The sequence below is a fragment of the Bradyrhizobium sp. WYCCWR 13022 genome, from assembly GCF_030435535.1.
GTDB lineage: Bacteria > Pseudomonadota > Alphaproteobacteria > Rhizobiales > Xanthobacteraceae > Bradyrhizobium.
On sequence record NZ_JAUIZJ010000008.1, the window covers coordinates 192845 to 209109 of the forward strand.

Annotated in this window: 18 protein-coding genes; 9 read left to right on the top strand and 9 right to left on the bottom strand. The window is 63.7% G+C overall.

Features of this window, described 5'->3' with window-relative positions:
• The first annotated feature begins 5 nt into the window (after positions 1 to 5).
• The 4 genes from QY049_RS14055 to QY049_RS14070 all read left to right on the top strand — a co-directional run bounded on the left by QY049_RS14055 (position 6) and on the right by QY049_RS14070 (position 3371).
• Complete coding sequence (locus tag QY049_RS14055; protein ID WP_258767079.1) at positions 6 to 866, top strand: hypothetical protein; 861 nt, start codon at positions 6 to 8, stop codon at positions 864 to 866.
• Between the two features lie 29 nt (positions 867 to 895).
• The gene (locus QY049_RS14060) at positions 896 to 1426 is read left to right on the top strand and encodes a cytochrome b (RefSeq protein ID WP_194478253.1); all 531 of its coding nucleotides are present in this window, start codon (positions 896 to 898) and stop codon (positions 1424 to 1426) included.
• A gap of 90 nt (positions 1427 to 1516) precedes the next feature.
• Positions 1517 to 2989 (top strand): amidase, encoded by a 1473-nt coding sequence (locus QY049_RS14065; protein ID WP_258764071.1) that lies wholly within the window; start codon positions 1517 to 1519, stop codon positions 2987 to 2989.
• A 28-nt stretch (positions 2990 to 3017) separates the two neighbouring features.
• Positions 3018 to 3371 carry a nuclear transport factor 2 family protein gene (locus tag QY049_RS14070; RefSeq protein WP_301269542.1) on the top strand — a complete coding sequence of 118 codons (354 nt, stop codon included), beginning with the start codon at positions 3018 to 3020 and terminating at the stop codon, positions 3369 to 3371.
• Between the two features lie 45 nt (positions 3372 to 3416).
• Here QY049_RS14070 and QY049_RS14075 read toward each other — a convergent pair whose 3' ends face one another.
• Both QY049_RS14075 and QY049_RS14080 read right to left on the bottom strand, forming a co-directional pair.
• Positions 3417 to 4505 carry a Zn-dependent alcohol dehydrogenase gene (locus tag QY049_RS14075; protein ID WP_194478256.1) on the bottom strand — a complete coding sequence of 363 codons (1089 nt, stop codon included), beginning with the start codon at positions 4503 to 4505 and terminating at the stop codon, positions 3417 to 3419.
• A 44-nt stretch (positions 4506 to 4549) separates the two neighbouring features.
• Positions 4550 to 6334 carry an acyl-CoA dehydrogenase family protein gene (locus tag QY049_RS14080; RefSeq protein WP_258767080.1) on the bottom strand — a complete coding sequence of 595 codons (1785 nt, stop codon included), beginning with the start codon at positions 6332 to 6334 and terminating at the stop codon, positions 4550 to 4552.
• A gap of 233 nt (positions 6335 to 6567) precedes the next feature.
• Here QY049_RS14080 and QY049_RS14085 point away from each other — a divergent pair, with 233 nt between their 5' ends.
• Positions 6568 to 7269 (top strand): SDR family oxidoreductase, encoded by a 702-nt coding sequence (locus QY049_RS14085; protein ID WP_258764073.1) that lies wholly within the window; start codon positions 6568 to 6570, stop codon positions 7267 to 7269.
• A 110-nt stretch (positions 7270 to 7379) separates the two neighbouring features.
• On the top strand, positions 7380 to 8210 hold the full coding sequence (locus QY049_RS14090) for an enoyl-CoA hydratase (protein WP_194478258.1): 831 nt from the start codon (positions 7380 to 7382) through the stop codon (positions 8208 to 8210).
• A gap of 65 nt (positions 8211 to 8275) precedes the next feature.
• Here the strand turns inward: QY049_RS14090 and QY049_RS14095 are convergent, their stop codons facing one another.
• Both QY049_RS14095 and QY049_RS14100 read right to left on the bottom strand, forming a co-directional pair.
• Positions 8276 to 8899 (bottom strand): GNAT family N-acetyltransferase, encoded by a 624-nt coding sequence (locus tag QY049_RS14095; RefSeq protein ID WP_258764077.1) that lies wholly within the window; start codon positions 8897 to 8899, stop codon positions 8276 to 8278.
• A 79-nt stretch (positions 8900 to 8978) separates the two neighbouring features.
• Positions 8979 to 9182: a DUF1127 domain-containing protein gene (locus QY049_RS14100; protein ID WP_258764078.1), complete on the bottom strand. Its 204-nt coding sequence runs from the start codon at positions 9180 to 9182 to the stop codon at positions 8979 to 8981.
• Positions 9183 to 9292: 110 nt separating this feature from the next.
• On the opposite strand from QY049_RS14100, the gene QY049_RS14105 reads away from it, so the two are divergent.
• Together QY049_RS14105 and QY049_RS14110 are read left to right on the top strand one after the other, a co-directional pair.
• A complete protein-coding gene (locus QY049_RS14105) occupies positions 9293 to 10186 on the top strand; it encodes a transcriptional regulator GcvA (RefSeq protein WP_194478261.1) in 894 nt (297 codons plus the stop codon).
• Positions 10187 to 10331: 145 nt separating this feature from the next.
• Positions 10332 to 11678 carry an MFS transporter gene (locus QY049_RS14110; RefSeq protein ID WP_258764079.1) on the top strand — a complete coding sequence of 449 codons (1347 nt, stop codon included), beginning with the start codon at positions 10332 to 10334 and terminating at the stop codon, positions 11676 to 11678.
• A 72-nt stretch (positions 11679 to 11750) separates the two neighbouring features.
• On the opposite strand, the gene QY049_RS14115 is transcribed toward QY049_RS14110, so the two are convergent.
• Genes QY049_RS14115 through QY049_RS14125 form a run of 3 tightly spaced genes read right to left on the bottom strand, consistent with a single transcriptional unit; the run spans position 11751 to position 14357 of the window.
• Positions 11751 to 12164 (bottom strand): Rieske (2Fe-2S) protein, encoded by a 414-nt coding sequence (locus QY049_RS14115; RefSeq protein WP_194478263.1) that lies wholly within the window; start codon positions 12162 to 12164, stop codon positions 11751 to 11753.
• On the bottom strand, positions 12164 to 13273 hold the full coding sequence (locus tag QY049_RS14120; RefSeq protein WP_258764082.1) for an amidohydrolase family protein: 1110 nt from the start codon (positions 13271 to 13273) through the stop codon (positions 12164 to 12166). The genes QY049_RS14115 and QY049_RS14120 overlap by 1 nt, the downstream gene beginning before the upstream one ends.
• 25 nt (positions 13274 to 13298) lie before the next feature.
• Positions 13299 to 14357, bottom strand: a complete 1059-nt coding sequence (locus tag QY049_RS14125; protein WP_194478265.1) for an amidohydrolase family protein — start codon at positions 14355 to 14357, stop codon at positions 13299 to 13301.
• A 167-nt stretch (positions 14358 to 14524) separates the two neighbouring features.
• Between QY049_RS14125 and QY049_RS14130 the strand changes: the two genes are divergently transcribed.
• Entirely contained in the window at positions 14525 to 15007 is a 483-nt protein-coding gene (locus QY049_RS14130; protein WP_194478266.1) for a CinA family protein, read from the top strand.
• A gap of 189 nt (positions 15008 to 15196) precedes the next feature.
• Here the strand turns inward: QY049_RS14130 and QY049_RS14135 are convergent, their stop codons facing one another.
• The gene (locus QY049_RS14135) at positions 15197 to 15472 is read right to left on the bottom strand and encodes a DUF1488 domain-containing protein (RefSeq protein ID WP_258764083.1); all 276 of its coding nucleotides are present in this window, start codon (positions 15470 to 15472) and stop codon (positions 15197 to 15199) included.
• A 125-nt stretch (positions 15473 to 15597) separates the two neighbouring features.
• Positions 15598 to 16212 carry a M48 family metallopeptidase gene (locus tag QY049_RS14140; RefSeq protein WP_194478268.1) on the bottom strand — a complete coding sequence of 205 codons (615 nt, stop codon included), beginning with the start codon at positions 16210 to 16212 and terminating at the stop codon, positions 15598 to 15600.
• Positions 16213 to 16265 lie beyond the last annotated feature (53 nt).

A 16265-nucleotide genomic window follows, 5' to 3' on the forward strand; every position in this document is an offset into this window, starting at 1 on the left:
CGGCGATGAAGGAACGTCGCTCGCTCGCTGCAGCAGGCCTTGGGGCTGCATTGAGCCTCTCGGCCGTCGGCAGAGCCGCGCATGCGACCGACGAAATTCAAGTCTACAACGCCGGGATCGCCGAGGTGGGCCAATTCACGATCCAGCAGCACCTAAACGACGTCGCGCTCGGTCAGAAGAATCCGCCCTTTCCCGGGGAGCTCGCCTCAAATCACAGCCTGAACGGCACCCCGGAATTCGCCTACGGCGTGACCGACTGGTGGGAGGTCGGGCTGTATCTACCGTTCTCGGTCCAGGACGAGCGCTTCTATTCGGACGCCTTCAAGCTGCGAACGCTGTTCGTTTCGCCGCACGCCGAACAACGCAATTTTTTCTACGGCGTGAACTTCGAATTCAGCAACGAGACACCGCCATTCTCCCAGTCCCGCTTCTCGATGGAGATTCGCCCGATCATCGGGATGCGAAACAGCGACTACGAGTTCATCGTCAATCCGATCGTCGACATCCATTTCGGGAAATTTTCTGAACAGCACTTCACGCCGGCAGCGCGTATCGCACGCAGGTTCGGGGACGACCTGTTCGCAGGATTCGAGTACTACAGCGACCTCGGCCAGATCGGTAGTTTCGACAAGCTTGCGGACCAGCAGCACACGTTGTTTGCCGTTACCGACTTCAAGGCCGGTGTGTTCGATGTGAACTTTGGCGTCGGCTACGGGTTAACGCCGGCGTCCGACCGGCTGGTGGTGAAGACCATCATCGGCTACGCCTTCCCCGTGCCGGGACAGAAGCCGGACGGCAACACGCGCATGGGCAGCGGGCCCGTCAATCCGTTCACCCATGCCGCGACGCGGGGTTTCCAGCCCTGATCGGCACGGCATTCAATGGCAGGAGCCTCATGACCAACCGTCTTCAATACGGCACACCAGCCAAGATCTTCCACTGGCTCATCGTCGCGTTGCTTGCCGTGCAATATCCGATCGGCTGGCTGATGCCGGATCTCCACCGCGACATGCGTCCGGGTGCCGGCATGACGTTTCATGTCTCGATCGGGATCACGGTTCTGGCGCTGACGGCACTCCGCCTCGCCTGGCGTGTCACCCATCCCGTCGCGCCCGAGAGCTCGCTGCCCGCCTGGCAGCGCATCTCGTCGGAGGCCATTCACTGGCTGCTCTACGCGCTGGTGCTGGCGACGACGATTTCGGGCTGGCTGTTTGCGTCCTTTCGCGGATGGTCGCTGTCTTTCTTCTATCTCGTGCCGCTGCCGATGCTGGCATCTGGCAACGCAGCGGCCGGCAGGACCATCGACGGCCTCCACCAGGCGATGGAATGGGCGCTGCTCGTCACCATCGCGGTTCATGTCGCCGCCGCGCTCGCGCATATCTTCGTCTATCGCGACCGTGTGATGCAGCGAATGCTACCCGGATAAAGACCAAGGCAGATCAACCGCGATCAAACGGCGGTTGCGGCATCGGCTAAAACTGCGCATCATCCCACAAGTGAAGCGCAGGAGCATGTCGTGGCGAAGTCGGAATGGAGTTTCAAGAGTGCGGTCGAGCTGTCGGCCGCGTTGACGGCAAGGAAGGTCTCCGCCGTCGAGCTCGCGCAGGATGCGATCGACCGCATCGAGCGTCACGACGACAAGATCAACGCGATCTGCGTCCGGGATTTCGATCGTGCGCTGAGCGCCGCCCGTGACGCGGATGCGGCATTGGCCCGCGGCGAGCGCAGGCCGCTGCTCGGCCTGCCGATGACGGTGAAGGAATCCTACAACATCGCCGGCCTGCCCACGACCTGGGGCAATCCTGCGCAGAGAGATTTCATCGCCAAGGACGACTCGCTGCCGGTGGCGCGGGTGAAGGACGCCGGCACCGTCGTGCTCGGCAAGACCAACGTGCCGCTCGCGCTCGCCGACTGGCAGAGCTACAACGACATCTACGGCACCACCAACAATCCCTACGATCTCGGCCGCACGCCGGGCGGCTCGTCCGGCGGCTCTTCCGCGGCGCTCGCCGCGGGCTATGGCCCGCTGTCGATCGGCTCGGACATCGGCGGCTCGCTGCGCGTGCCAGCGTTCCATTGCGGCGTCTATGCGCACAAGCCGACCTTCAACTTGGTCGCCATGCGCGGGCATGTCGCGCCGCCGGCGCCGCCGCTGCCGTTCGAGCGCGATCTCTCGGTGATCGGTCCGATGGCGCGGAGCGCTGCCGACCTCGCGCTGCTGCTCGACGTCATGGCCGGCCCTGATCCGATCGAGGCGGGCGTCGCCTACAGGCTCGATCTCCCCGCGGCGCGACATGCCGCGTTCAGGGATTTTCGTGTGCTGGTGATCGACACCGATCCGCTGCTGCCGACCGACACGGCCGTGCGCGGCACCATCAACACGCTCGCCGACAATCTGGCCAAGGCTGGCGTCAAGATCGAACGCAGCAGCCCGCTGCTGCCTGACTTCACGGCCTCGTCGCGGCTCTATATGCGCATGCTGCTGTCGTTCCTGGCGGCCAGCTTTGCACCTGATGTCTATGCCGGCGCCAAGGCGGCCGCCGCGGCCCTGCCGGAAGGCGACAACAGCCTCGCCGCGGAAAGATTGCGCGGCATCTCGCTGAGCCATCGCGACTGGGTGGTGGCGAACGCCGGGCGCACCCGGTTGCGCGCGCAATGGCGCGAGCTGTTCAAGACGTTTGACGCGGTGATCTGCCCGGTCATGCCGACGCCGGCCTATCCGCACGATCACTCGGACGACCAGGAGCAGCGCCGCATCAAGATCGACGGCGAGGAGTATGTCTATCCCGACCAGCTCGCCTGGCCCGGCATCGCGACGCTCCCCGGCCTGCCCTCGACCGCGATCCCATCAGGCTTCGCACCGGATGGGTTGCCGGTCGGCGTACAGATCGTCGGCCCGTGGCTGGAGGACCGCACGCCGCTCAAGCTTGCCGAGCTGATCGAGCGCGAATTCGGCGGATTCGTGCCGCCGAAGATGTTTGACGATTGAAGGCCTCATCCCAGGGAGAGGAAGCACCATGAACCAGGACCTCGAACAGCTCACCGCACTCAACCGCGACTACGTCGCATCCGTGCAGAACTGCGACGTCAAGCGCTTCGACGAGATCCTGGCGCCGGAATTCTATTGCTCCAATCCCGACAAGACACTGGTCGACCGCGCCGCCTTCCTGGAGCAGACGGCACGGCCGATCGCGATCCGCAATCTGCACGCATTCGACGTCGTCATCCGCATCATGGGCGATTTCGCCATCATCCACGCGGCGACGAGCTACACCACCGCGGACGGCCAACAGGCGACCGGGCGATATACCGATTGCTGGGCGAAGAAGAACGGGACGTGGCTGGCCGTGTCGGCGCACGTGTCGCGCTGAGGCTTCCTGCCTCTCCCCGCAAAGGGCGGGGAGAGGCAAAAACGCTCAGCTATCAAACACGATTACACTGCGCAGCGTCTTGCCGGCTTTCATGTTGGCAAAACCCTCGTTGATCTCGCTGAGCTTCAGCTTGGCCGAGATCCAATCCTCCAGATGCAGCCGGCCACGCAGGTAGAAATCGACCAGGCGCGGCATGTCGACGCGGAAATGGTTCGAGCCCATCGACGAGCCCTGGATCCGCCGCTCGCGCAGGAAGTCGAAGCCGTGCAGCTCGATCTTCTGCCCGAACGGGATCATGCCGACGATGGTGGCGGTGCCGCCCGAGGTGAGCATGGCGAAGGCCTGCTCCGCCGTCTCCTTGCGGCCAAGCACCTCGAACGAATGCTGCACGCCGCCATTGGTGAGATCGCGCACCTGCTTCACGACGTCGCCGTCGGCAGGGTTGATGATGTCGGTCGCGCCCAGCTTGGTCGCGAGCTGGAGCTTTGCCGGATTGGTGTCGATGGCGATGATGCGGCCGGCGCCGGCGATCTGCGCGCCGTTGATCGCGGCCATGCCGACGCCGCCGCAGCCGATCACCGCCACGGTCTCGCCCGCCGTCACCTTCGCCGTGTTCACGACTGCGCCATAACCGGTGATGACGCCGCAACCGATCAGCGCCGCGAGATCGAGCGGCATTTCCTTGCGAATTTTGACGATGGCGTTTTCGTGCACGAGCATCTGCTCGGCAAAGGACGAGAGGTTGAGAAACTGGTTCAGCTTCTCCGGCCTGTTCCACTGCATCCGGTTGGATGCACCCGGCAGCATCTTCACCGTCGTGTCGGTGCAGAGCACGGTGCGGCCCGTGGTGCAATTGTCGCAGGTGCCGCAGAACACTGAGAGACACGTCACGACGTGGTCACCCGGCTTCACGTAGGTAACGTCGGAGCCGACCTGCTCGACGATGCCGGCGGACTCGTGCCCGAGCACCGCGGGCAGCGGATGCGGATAGAGGCCTTCCATGAAGTGCAGGTCGGAGTGGCAGAGGCCGGCCACCGCGGTGCGGATCAGGACCTCGCGCGGGCCGGGCTTGGGCAGGCTGACATCCTCGATGACCAGCGGCTTGTTGACTTCATGGAGGACGGCGGCCTTCATCGAGCACTCCCTATCACGTTTTTTGTTCGAGCGTGGCGCGCAGCCTACGCTGCCAGAACCAGTTCGCCAACCTCGCTCATGCCGGCGGCACGATCGCCGAGCAGCAGCGCTGCGATCCTTGCCTGCACGGCATTTTCCGTCAGCCGGAACGGATCGCTCGGCGACACCCGGTGATCGATCACCAGCCGCGACAGCAGCAGCCGGCGCGCATCGCCGCGCATCTCGTGGATACGGTGCGCCTCCCAGGCCAGCGCGACCGCGCTGGCGACATGATAGAGCAAGCTCGTCGCGCGGCGCGCATCGGCCTCATTCTCGGACTTGCCGGCGACCTCGCGCGCGAATCCGACCGCTTGATCCACGAGGCCGCGCAGATTGTCGCGCCAGGCCTGCGGCACCGACGCGCTGTCATCCAGCCGGGCATGCAGATCGGCAGCGAGCGCGGACTCGGCACCGTGGCGACCAACGGCGCGCCTGAGCGCATCGATGGCCACGATGTTGCCGGTGCCTTCCCAGACCGAGCCGAGATGCGCGTCGCGCAGCAGGCGCGGGGTCGCGAATTCCTCGATATAACCGATGCCGCCCCGCATCTCGAGCGCATCGCCGCAGACCTTTCGCGCATCGCGCGTGGCGCGGAATTTCAGCGTCGGTGTCAGGATGCGCAGCAGCGCCGCCGCATCCTGGCTGCCCGCCTCGGCGCGGTCGAGCGCATCGGCGGTGAGAAAGCTCATCGACAGCGCCTGCTCGACCGGCAACATGATCTTCAGCATCTGCCTTCGGCCGAGCGGCAAATCGATGATGCGGTTGCCGAACACGACGCGGTTCTTCGCCACCGTCATCGCGTCGTGATAGGCGCGGCGCATCAGCGCGGTGGATTTGACGCCGTTGGACAGCCGCGACGAGTTCACCATCTCGGCCATCTGCACGAAGCCGCGATCGAGCTTGCCGACGGCATAGGCGATCGCGCCTTCGAGCTTGATCTCGCCCGAGGCCATCGAGCGGGTGCCGAGCTTGTCCTTCAGGCGCACGATCCGGTAGTGGTTCTGCGAGCCGTCGTCGAGGAAGCGCGGCATCAGGAACAGGCCGACGCCGCGCGTGCCGGGGCCGGCGCCTTCAGGACGCGCCAGCAGCATCACGACTTTCGCATCGGCATTCGAGCAGAACCATTTTTCGCCGTAAAGGCGCCAATGGTCGCCCTCCTGCACCGCGCGCGTGGTCAGCGTGCCGACGTCGGAGCCACCTTCCTTCTCGGTCATGAACTGGCCGCCTTGCGTCAGCCTGCTCATGTCGGTCGAGGTCAGGCCCTCGAGATATTTCGCCTTCAGCGCCTCACTACCGAAATTCGCCAGCAGCTTGGCGCAACCGTCGGTGACGTTGATCGGACAGCCCATGCCGAATTCGGTCTGGTTGAACAGGAAGGTGAAGGCGTGTTTTGCCACGACCGGATATTTGTCGGGCCAGCCCATGATGCCCTTGCGGATCGAGAGCGCGTGGATGCCGAACTCGCCGAACGCGGCGTTCTCCAACTCGCGATAGGCCGGATGATATTCGACCGACTGCACGTCGCGGCCGAACTTGTCGCGCTGGTGCAGCACCGGCGTGTGCCGGTCGGCGAGGCGCGCGCATTCGTCGAGCCGGCCGCCGGCGAGTTCGCCGAGACGATCGAGATGCGGCTCGATGTGACGGAACAGCGTGTCGGGCAGATGAATGCGCAGGAGGTCCGTCAGCGCCTGATCGGCGCGGTAGAAATTCATGCCCGACGTATCCGGGGCCAGCAGACCTGAAGGTGCGGCCACGACATCTTTGGGCTGCGCTGTGACCGGCTTGTGCATCATCGTCCTCTTCGTTTCCGCCCGACGGCAATTCTTATCGCTTGCCGCTTGAGATGATGTCGATCATGCTCCCATCGCGAGACGCGTTAAAGCCGCAAATTGTCAGGGAGGCATGATCGCCGTGAAGGTGCAATTCGCTCTGCGGAATTGTGATCGGCAGGCCTTGTATCCCGGCTGGTTGTCCGCGCCGCGGATGCCTAGATCAACGGTTTCCCGTCCTAAGAGATCTCCCCATGGAACATCCGAAATACAAGATCGCCCTCATCGTCGGCGCCGGCGAAGGCCTGAGCGCCTCGCTGGCGCGGCTGCTTTCCAAGCAAGGTATCCACGTCGCGCTGGCCGCGCGCAAGATCGAGAAGCTGGGCGCGCTCTGCAGCGAGACAGGCGCCAAGGCCTATGCCTGCAACGCCACCGATCCTGAGGAGGTCGAGCGGCTGTTTGGCCTCGTCGAGCGCGAGATCGGCACGCCCGACCTCGTCGTCTACAACGCCAGCGGCCGTTCGCGCGGGCCGCTCGTCGACCTGGTCCCGGCCGATGTCGCCAACGCAATCGCGGTCAGCGCCTATGGCGGCTTCCTGGTCGCACAGCAGGCGGCAAGGCGCATGCTGCCGAGCCAGCACGGCGCGATCCTGTTCACCGGAGCATCAGCGAGCGTCAAGGGCTATGCGCAGTCCGCTCCGTTCGCGATGGGCAAGTTCGCGCTGCGCGGGCTGGCGCAGAGCATGGCGCGCGAATTGTCGCCGCAGGGCATCCATGTCGCGCATTTCGTCATCGACGGCGGCATCCGCAGCGCAGTACGGACCGAACCTGGCGATAAGCCGGATTCGATGCTCGATCCCGATGCGATCGCGGAGAGCTATTGGAACGTATTGCAGCAGCCGCGCAGCGCGTGGAGCTGGGAGCTGGAGCTGCGGCCCTGGGTGGAGAAGTTTTGAGTTAATTTCGTCGTTCCGGCGCGGCTCGAAGAGCCGACCCCGGAATCTCGAGATTCCGGGGTCGATGCTTCGCATCGCCCCGGAATGACAACAAGAACGGAGGAGCGAGCATGACCACGGAAACCACCGTCGATACCGGCACCAATGAACTGCTCTGCGTCATCCGCGACCGGGTCGCCGTCATCACGCTGAACCGGCCGGAGGCGCGCAATTCGCTTTCTGACACGCTGACGCCGGCGCTGCGCACGATGATCCGCAGCTGCGGCGAGAGCCGCGACGTCGGCGCGCTCTTGATCACCGGCGCGGGCGAAGCTTTTTGCGCCGGCGGCAACGTCAAGGGGATGGGCGCACATCGAGATCCCAAAAAGCTCGAGATGTCGCTCGAAGACCGCGTCGCCGATCTCCAGGAGCGACAGCGGCTGCTCACCGGCGCGCTGGTATCGGTGCGCAAGCCGACCATCGCTGCTCTTCCCGGCCCCGCGGTCGGCGCGGGGCTTGCCCTTGCCATGGCCTGCGATATCCGCATCGCCGCGCAATCGGCTTTCGTCGCCACCGGCTATGCCCGCATCGCGCTGTCCGGCGATTACGGCATCGCCTGGCTGCTGACCCGCCTCATCGGCACTGCGCGGGCGCGCGAGCTGCTGTTCACCGGCGACCGCGTCGATGCGGCGCGCGCCGAAGCCATCGGCCTCGTCAACCGCGTCGTGCCCGACGACAAGCTGCAGGCCGAAGCTTTCGCGCTAGCAAAATCACTTGCCGAAGGTCCGCGGCTGGCGCTGCGATACATGAAGGACAATCTCGACGAGGCCTTGCAATTCGACTTCGAGACCGCCAGGGACCACGAGGCCGAGCGGCTGGTCCGCCTGACCACGACAGCGGATCACAAGGAGGCTGTGCAGGCCTTCATCGAGAAGCGGAAAGCCGTGTTCACCGGGAAGTAGGCGCGCGCCTCGTGAAAGCAAAAAAAGCCCGGCACTGGCTTGGCCGGGCCGGGCTTGGAGTGGTGTCAGGCCGAGGCTGAGGGGCTATCGGCCTGACGGGAAAGGGCGGCGAGGCGCCAGCTCGCACAGGGAATGTCCTTTGGTGCGACGTGGATCTCCTTGTCGAAGCGGACCAGCTTCCAGTCGTCTGGATGGTTCACCAAGGCGAAGCCCGACTTGCGTGCAAGCGAGATCATGGTTTCGTTGGAGCGCAGCGTGTCGCCGAAGATGTGCTCGGCGCCGAGCGCAGCGGCGCGGCATTCGAGATTCTTCATCAGCGCAGTCGCGATGCCGTGGCCTTGCCAGCGATCGTCGACCGACAGGCCGAATTCGAGCGTCGAGGTCTCCGCGTGGAAAGCGTAGCGCGCCTCGGCAACGATGGTCTCGAAGCCATCGACCATCTTGGTCGCGACCACGGTAAAACGCTCGCGTTCGCCGACCGCGAGGAAATCGCTCAGCAGTGCTTTCGGCAACTCGCTGAGGGCGCCGAAGAAACGGTTGTAGCGGGAGCGGGTCGTGAGCGAGCGGAAATAGTGTTGAAGCTCCTCGGTGTCACCAGGCTCGACGAAGCGAACGTTGACCGCCTCTCCGCCGCGGGTGCGCAGCATATCGGAATATTGCTTCAGGTCTTCCAGCCGATAGGTGCTCATGACACGAGCCCAATAGAGTGCAATGGAACAAGGGACCGCCGGCGCCCCTGTGATCAGGCGGCGCCGGCCTGGCGGCCTATCAGGCCCGCCAGAAGGGTTTGTCAGCCTCGTAGGCAATGTCGGCCCAGGACAGACCGACGTCGTGGAGATCGCGGGCGGTCCAGTTGGTCAATTCGCGCCTGGTCCGGTAGCGCTCGTGCCAGATATGGAGGGTCTCGCCGATCTGCTGGATCAGGCCCGGTGCATGATGATTTGTCATCGAATTGTGGGTCAAAGTAGACATATTCAGCTCCTTGAGCTAAGTTGGGAGCTAATATCTGCTTCGAAGTGCACTGCGACAAACGACAAATTGTACCATTTCGCATGAAATAAACTCATGCACTCTGCTGCCAAATGACTGCCAGATTGCCCTCTCTGAACGGATTGCGGGCGTTTGAGGCCGCCGCACGCCATCTCAGCTTCACGCTGGCCGCATCCGAGCTGAACGTGACGCAGACCGCGATCAGCCATCAGATCCGCAGGCTCGAGGAGGAGCTCGGCATCCGCCTGTTCATCCGGCAGAACCGCGCGCTGGCGCTGACGCCGGAGGCGCGCGACTATTTGCCGGGCATCCGCGCGGCCTTCAACGACCTCCGTCTCGCGACCGACCGCCTCCTGCGCAAGGACGACGACAAGGTGCTGACGGTCTCGACGATCGCCTCGCTCGCCGCAAAATGGCTGCTGCCGCGGCTGACCGATTTCCAGGAAAGTCATCCCGGCATCGACGTCCGCATCACGACGTCGACGAGCCTCGTCGATTTCCAGCGCGACAAAGTCGATGCCGCAATCCGCTACGGCCGCGGTCAGTGGCCGGGCCTGCGCGCCGACTGGCTGATGGCGGACGAGCTGTTTCCGGTGTGCAGCCCTTCACTGCTTCGCGGCGACAGGTCGCTTCGCACGCCTGAGGATTTGAAGGGCCACGTGCTGCTGCATACCAACAACAGCGATGACTGGCGGCTGTGGTTGACGGCTGCGGGGCTTGCGACCGGCATCTCCCGCCAGCCCGGCCTCACCTTCGACATGACCTTGATGACGGTGCAGGCGGCCATCGACGGGATGGGCGTAGCGATGGGACGGACGTCCTACGTCCAGGACGACATCGCCAAGGGCCGGCTGGTGGTTCCCTTCAAGATCACGTTGCCGGCGGATGCCGGCTTTTACCTGGTCTCTCCGGAAGGCCGCCGCGAGGCGCCCAAGCTTGCCGCATTCCGCCAATGGGTGGTGGCTGCGACGCGAAATAAAGCCTGAAAAATCATCAGCTTCGGCGGTAAAATTGGTTGACTCGCCGCGCCCCGCGCGGGATGGGGTAGGTGGACAAATTGTCGCAGCAACAATCCGTCGCCTGCCGCGAAGTGAGTTCCGGTCCGGCCGCACCTTCAAGGGGATTAACGTCATGGCTGGACCAGCAGCATCAACCAATCCGCCCGCCATCAAATCGCGCATCGGCGCGATCCTGCGCGCCACATCAGGCAATTTCCTCGAGCAGTTCGACTTCTTCCTGTTCGGCTTCTATGCGCAGGACATCGCAAAGGCGTTTTTCCCCGCGGCAGACGACACCGCTGCACTGCTCAACGCGTATGGCGTGTTCTGGCTCGGCGCGCTGATGCGCCCGGTGGGCGCCATCGTGCTCGGCGCCTATATCGACCGCATCGGCCGCCGCCAGGGCCTGATCTTGACGCTGGCACTCATGGCGCTCGGCACCGTGGTCATCGCCTTCTGTCCGTCATATGCAGCGATCGGTGTAGCAGCCCCGGTCATCGTCCTAATTGGCCGATTGATCCAGGGGTTCTCGGCCGGTGTGGAACTGGGGGGCGTCTCCGTTTACCTGTCGGAGATCGCGACACCAGGCAATCGCGGTTTCTACACCTCGTTCCAGTCTTCCAGCCAGCAGGTCGCGATCTTTGTCGCAGCGATCATCGGTTTCATCCTGAGAGAAGCCATGCCGAGCGACACCTTCCTGGATGTCTTCGGTGGCGTCGCGAAGTGGCGCATCCCGTTCTTCGTCGGCTGCATCATCATCCCCGTCATCTTCTTCCTGCGGCGTTCGCTCGAGGAAACACCGGCGTTCCTCGCCATGAAGAGGCATCCGACCGCGCGCGAGGTGTTCGCATCGGCGATCGCGAACTGGCGCATCGTCATCCTCGGTATGATGATTGCCGTGCTGACCACAACGACCTTCTACTTCATCACGGTCTACGCCCCGGGCTTCGGCAAGCAGCTCAACCTATCGGCGACGGGAACGCTGCTTGTGACGCTTCTCGTCGCGGTGACCAACTTCATCTGGAATCCGGTCGGAGGCGCGCTATCCGACCGGATCGGTCGCAAGCCCGTACTGGTGACGATCGCGGCCCTGTCATTCCTGACTGCTTACCCCGCGCTGTCCTGGCTCGCGGCAGCTCCCAGCCTCGGAAAGCTGCTGGCAGTCCAGATGATGTTCTCGTTCTACTTTGGCGTTTACAGCGGCACGATGCTGGGTTGTCTGGTCGAGATCGTGCCGGCCCATGTCCGGACCACCTGCTTCTCGATCGCTTTCGCATTGGCCGCAGGCATCTTCGGCACGTCGACGCCCGCCGTAGCGACCAAGTTGATCAGCATGACCAACGGCGACAAGGCCTCGCCAGCGTACTGGCTCATGTTCGGTGCAGCGCTCGGCATCGTCGCCGCGCTGATCGTCTATCGCGGCGGCAGCCAAGCCGTTCCGACCTATGATACGGCGACGGAGCCGGCGACGGGGCACTGAGACGGGAGTCTCACACCCCAATCCTCTCCCCGTAAGAACGGGGCGAGGGATCGGAGTCCCGGCGCGGCTGACTTACAGTTCCACCACCACGTAGTCGCTCTCGACCTTCACCGTGACAGTCTCCGCGACATACGGCCCCTTCACCACGCTCGCGCCCGGTTCGACATGAGCCGGATAGGCCTTCACGCGAAAGCGGCGGGGGTCGCAATAGGACTGGCCGGTGCGGATGTCGAATTCCCAGCCATGCCAGGGGCAGCGGATGATCTCACCCAACTTGGTGTATTCGATCTCGCCGGGATTCGATGACTGCGCCAGGCCAATCAGCGGCCCCTCGCAGAGCGCCGCGCCCTGATGCGGGCAGCGGTTCATCAGACCGAAATACTCGCCCTTGATGTTGAAGACCGCGATCGGCCGTCCTTCGATCTCCAGAAATTTTCGCGTGCCGGGCGGAAGCTCATCCACGGGCGCAATCACATGACGCGCCATCAAGCAATTCCATACAGCTTCTTTGCGTTGTCGAGATAGAACGCCGCGCGATTGGCTTCGCTGACGCCCGCCGGCAGGACGCGCGACGGCTCGTCGTAGTCCCAATGCGGATAGTCGGTGGCGAACAGCAGCCGGTCCCAGCCGATCCAGTTGATCACGTCGAACAGATCCTCGCGGCGTTCAGGATCTTCCATCGGCTGCGTCGTCCACCACACCTGCTCGCGGATATATTCCGACGGCGGCCGCTTCACATCCGGTACCTCGCTGCGCAGCCGCTGCCAGACTTTGTCGAGCCGCCACGCCAACGACGGCGCCCAGCCGAAGCCGGCCTCGATCATCACCATCTTCAATTTTGGGAAGCGCTCGAACACGCCCTCCAGAACGAGACTTGCCAGCGCCGATTGCTGGCACTGCGAATGCCCCACCATCTCCTCGATGTAATAAGACGGCCAGCCCGACGGCGTGATCGGATTGCCGCCGAAACCGAAGGCGTGCACACCGACCGGCAGGCCCGCCTCTTCCGCAGCCTGATAGATCGGCCAATAGCGGCGCTGGCCGAGCGGCTCGACATTGCGGCTGAGCAGCAGCACCTGCACGAAATTCTTGTCGCCGGCACGCTCGCGGATTTCTGCGGCGGCCGACAGCCCATCCTCATTGCCGACGACGATCGACGCTTTGAGTCGCTTGTCCTTGCTGGTCCATTTGTCGATCTGCCAGTCGTTGATCGCGGAACACAGCGCAGCCGAGAGATCGTGATTGCGGATGCCCTGCCCGGTATTGAGCGGATTCAGCACGCCGAGTTGCACGTTGTTGGGATCTAGCAGCTGCTTCTGCATGAAGGAGAGCGAGGAACCCTGTGGGCCGCCTTCCGGCGGATAGGCATCTCGCCGCGAAGCGTTGGGCTGCGCCTTCGGATAGGGTGGGCCTTCCATCATGCCCTGATAGGCGTGGACACCGTAGACTTCGAGGTGATGCTGCCAGCGTTTGGCAAGATAGGGATAAAGCTCGGTCCGGGTCGCGCGCGCCGGATGGATGTCGCAGTCCGCAATCGCGGTCTTGGTCGTCGGATGGGAAGCGGCCTCTGGGCTTTCGCGGAACTGGATATTCATCGCCTTGCCTCCTTTGGCAGCGGGCTCACGTCAGGCGGGGATAGGTTGCATGCGGATTGTCGATCATGATCTTGCGCACGAGATCGGGGGTGAGACCTTCGGGCAGCGCGTCCTGGCCGTCGAACTGCCAGTGTGGATAGTCCGTGGAGAATAAGACCAATTCGTCGGACTGCATATGATCAAACAGGCGAATTAATGTCTCAGCGTCCGGCGGCGCATCAAATGGCTGTAATGAGAAGCGGATGTTGCTACGCACAATCTCGAGCGGCGCGCGATCGACCCATGGCGTTTCCATCCTAACGCCGCGCCAGAACTTATGCAGGCGCCAGAGATAGGGTGAGATCCAGGACACGCCGGATTCCAGCATCACCATTTTCAGCCGCGGATACTTTGCGAACACGCCCTCGACGATGAGGCTGGTGAGCTGGGTCTGGAACGCCTGGGCCTGACCGACATAGTCCTCGATGTGATAGGAACCCCAGCCCACTGCGGTCGGCGGATTGTGATAGGCGGAACCGGCGTGGACGCCGACCGGCAGGTCGAGCCGTTCGGCAGCCTCGTAGATCGGCCACAGCGCACGCTTGCCGAGCGGCGTGTCCCCCATCACAAGCACCAGCACCTGCACGAAGCGCTTGTCCGGCGCACATCGCTCGATCTCGGCGACTGATTTCTCGACGCTTTGAGTCGGAATCACGATCGAGCCGCGCAGCCGGGAATCGCGATCGAGCCATTCCGTGGCGAGCCAATCATTCAACGCACGGCAGAACGCGGCCTGCATGTCCTCGGAAAACACCATTTGCACGCCGTAGAGCGGATTGCAGATAGCGTACTTGAGCTGGAAGGGATCGAGCACATGGCGCTGCATGCCCTCGAGGCTCTCACCCGGTTTGCCGGTTTCCGGACGCCAATCGGGCCGCGCCACGATCGGCGAGTTCTTCGGATAGGATTGCGAGATGAGATCGACCATGCCGCGCGTGGTCACCTGATCGCGCCAATAGTCGTTCAGGTAGGGCAGCAGGCTGGTCAGATGCGGCACGGCCGGATGCACGTCGCAATCCACTCCGCCGGCGATCAGGGACGCCATCACGTCTCTCTTCTCACGTTTCCTCGTCGAATCTTCTCGCGGATACCGCTTCGGCGCTCCGCCTTGGTTGCCATTCAAGCAGGCCTGCCCCTCGCCCGCAACTCGGCCAAGGCTTCTGTCATATGCTAGGAAGGCTGAGCTCGGTTGCGAAGGAACAGGGGATAGGGATGAAAGAGCTCGTCGGCATTGCGGAACAGGTCGCCGCGAAACTGATCGCGCGCAAACAGACCATTGCGGTTGCGGAATCGTCGGCTGGCGGCCTGATCGCGGCAAGCCTGCTCGCGGTGCCCGGCGCGTCGGCCTATTTCCTCGGCGGCGCGGTGGTCTACACCCGCGATGCCAGGCGCGTGCTGATGGATATTTCGGACGAAGGAATGAAGGGCTTTCGCTCATCGTCGGAGCCCTACGCGAAGCTCCTCGCCGAGCAGATGCGCAGCCGCTTCAGTTCCGACTGGGGCCTGTCGGAGACCGGCGCTGCCGGCCCCACCGGCAACCGCTACGGCGATGCCGCCGGCCATAGCTGCATGGCGGTCGCGGGACCTGCGGTCGAGGTCATGACGCTGGAGACGGCGAGCGGCGACCGGTTCGCCAACATGCAGGTGTTCGCGGCGACGGCGCTGAAGCTGTTGCTGAGGAAGCTGGAGGTGTGAGCGCCTGCTGCCGTGTGAGTGAGTCGCAATGATCTCACCACAAACACGACTGTCATCGCCCGACTTGACCGGGCGATCCAGTATTCCAGAGACACTCGTTGTCGAATCGATAGGCCGCAGCGTACTGGATGCCCCGGTCAAGCCGGGGCATGACAGCGGTGGGTAGGACGACCACATCGTGAGACATCACTACCTTTCCAAATGCCGGATAAAGATCCGCACCACATAGCCTTTGAAGCGCGGCGCCTCGTCGTAGAGGTCCGAAGCGATCCGTTCGATGGTCTCGCGCAGCGAGGTGAACTGCGCCTGCCGCGCGCTGCTCTCGGTGCCCTGCATGCCTGCAAGCTCATCCATCGCCGCATCGCTGATCTGGCATTGCACGGCCTCACCATCGTTCAGCATGGTGAAGCGGAAGGCCAGCCGTTCAAGGTCGTGGCCGATGATCCTGTCGCGCGTCAGCGGCATGCAATTGTCCCGTTCGCGCCCCCGAGCGGGACAATGCTGAAAATCCGGCGCCTTGTCACCATCTGCGCCAGGAAGACGGGGTCGTCATGCGGAGCCTGGCAACGGCGCCGGGCGCCTCTCCGGCGTCAATAGGCGAACGCCGTCCCGGTCGGCTTGTCGAGTGCCGCCGCCAGCGATCGATACTCCTCGCAATCCGTCCCGCAGATGGCTGCAATCCGGCTGAGGTGATAGAGCGCCTGCTCGCGATTGCCCCGCTCGAGTTGCCACAGCCCGTAATACTGCCACGTCAGGACATGGTTCGGGTCGGCCTTCAATGCACGCTCGTACCAGACCTGCGACTGCTCGTAGTCACCGAGCTTTCGGTAGGAGTAGCCGATGAGGTTGGCGACGTTCGGATGGTCGTCATGGCCAAGCGACTTCAGTTGCGAGATCGCGGTCGCGTAGTCGTTGCGCTGGTAGATGGTGTCGTAGGCCACGCGGTAACCGGCCGCGAATGCCGGATCGTCGATACTGGACTGGTTGTTCGGCTTCTTCCCTTTCTGGGTTGCCTTGGTACCCGTCCGCTTCGGATAGACTGGCTGCGGTTGCGACTGCGACGATGACGAGGCAAAGGGATCCATGGATCCCCCTCCGCCTCCGCCGCCCCCACCACCGCCTCCGCCCGCGGCAAACGCGGGCGCGCCCAACAAACCTGCCGCCAACATGCCCAGCGTGACGAACCTGATCGTTGTCGTGAACATCTCCGCCTCCTGTGAGGTTTCAAGCGGCCCCGGACCATCTGATAACCCTGCCA

What these genes read in the sequence shown, in the direction of transcription:
- QY049_RS14070 (WP_301269542.1), top strand. Translation starts at nt 3,018, where the DNA reads ATGAACCAGGACCTCGAACAGCTCACCGCACTCAACCGCGACTACGTC.
- QY049_RS14095 (WP_258764077.1), bottom strand. Translation starts at nt 8,899, where the DNA reads ATGAGCACCTATCGGCTGGAAGACCTGAAGCAATATTCCGATATGCTG.
- QY049_RS14100 (WP_258764078.1), bottom strand. Translation starts at nt 9,182, where the DNA reads ATGTCTACTTTGACCCACAATTCGATGACAAATCATCATGCACCGGGC.
- QY049_RS14080 (WP_258767080.1), bottom strand. Translation starts at nt 6,334, where the DNA reads ATGCACAAGCCGGTCACAGCGCAGCCCAAAGATGTCGTGGCCGCACCT.
- QY049_RS14075 (WP_194478256.1), bottom strand. Translation starts at nt 4,505, where the DNA reads ATGAAGGCCGCCGTCCTCCATGAAGTCAACAAGCCGCTGGTCATCGAG.
- QY049_RS14105 (WP_194478261.1), top strand. Translation starts at nt 9,293, where the DNA reads ATGACTGCCAGATTGCCCTCTCTGAACGGATTGCGGGCGTTTGAGGCC.
- QY049_RS14090 (WP_194478258.1), top strand. Translation starts at nt 7,380, where the DNA reads ATGACCACGGAAACCACCGTCGATACCGGCACCAATGAACTGCTCTGC.
- QY049_RS14110 (WP_258764079.1), top strand. Translation starts at nt 10,332, where the DNA reads ATGGCTGGACCAGCAGCATCAACCAATCCGCCCGCCATCAAATCGCGC.
- QY049_RS14130 (WP_194478266.1), top strand. Translation starts at nt 14,525, where the DNA reads ATGAAAGAGCTCGTCGGCATTGCGGAACAGGTCGCCGCGAAACTGATC.
- QY049_RS14115 (WP_194478263.1), bottom strand. Translation starts at nt 12,164, where the DNA reads ATGGCGCGTCATGTGATTGCGCCCGTGGATGAGCTTCCGCCCGGCACG.
- QY049_RS14055 (WP_258767079.1), top strand. Translation starts at nt 6, where the DNA reads ATGAAGGAACGTCGCTCGCTCGCTGCAGCAGGCCTTGGGGCTGCATTG.
- QY049_RS14120 (WP_258764082.1), bottom strand. Translation starts at nt 13,273, where the DNA reads ATGAATATCCAGTTCCGCGAAAGCCCAGAGGCCGCTTCCCATCCGACG.
- QY049_RS14135 (WP_258764083.1), bottom strand. Translation starts at nt 15,472, where the DNA reads ATGCCGCTGACGCGCGACAGGATCATCGGCCACGACCTTGAACGGCTG.
- QY049_RS14060 (WP_194478253.1), top strand. Translation starts at nt 896, where the DNA reads ATGACCAACCGTCTTCAATACGGCACACCAGCCAAGATCTTCCACTGG.
- QY049_RS14140 (WP_194478268.1), bottom strand. Translation starts at nt 16,212, where the DNA reads ATGTTCACGACAACGATCAGGTTCGTCACGCTGGGCATGTTGGCGGCA.
- QY049_RS14125 (WP_194478265.1), bottom strand. Translation starts at nt 14,357, where the DNA reads ATGGCGTCCCTGATCGCCGGCGGAGTGGATTGCGACGTGCATCCGGCC.
- QY049_RS14085 (WP_258764073.1), top strand. Translation starts at nt 6,568, where the DNA reads ATGGAACATCCGAAATACAAGATCGCCCTCATCGTCGGCGCCGGCGAA.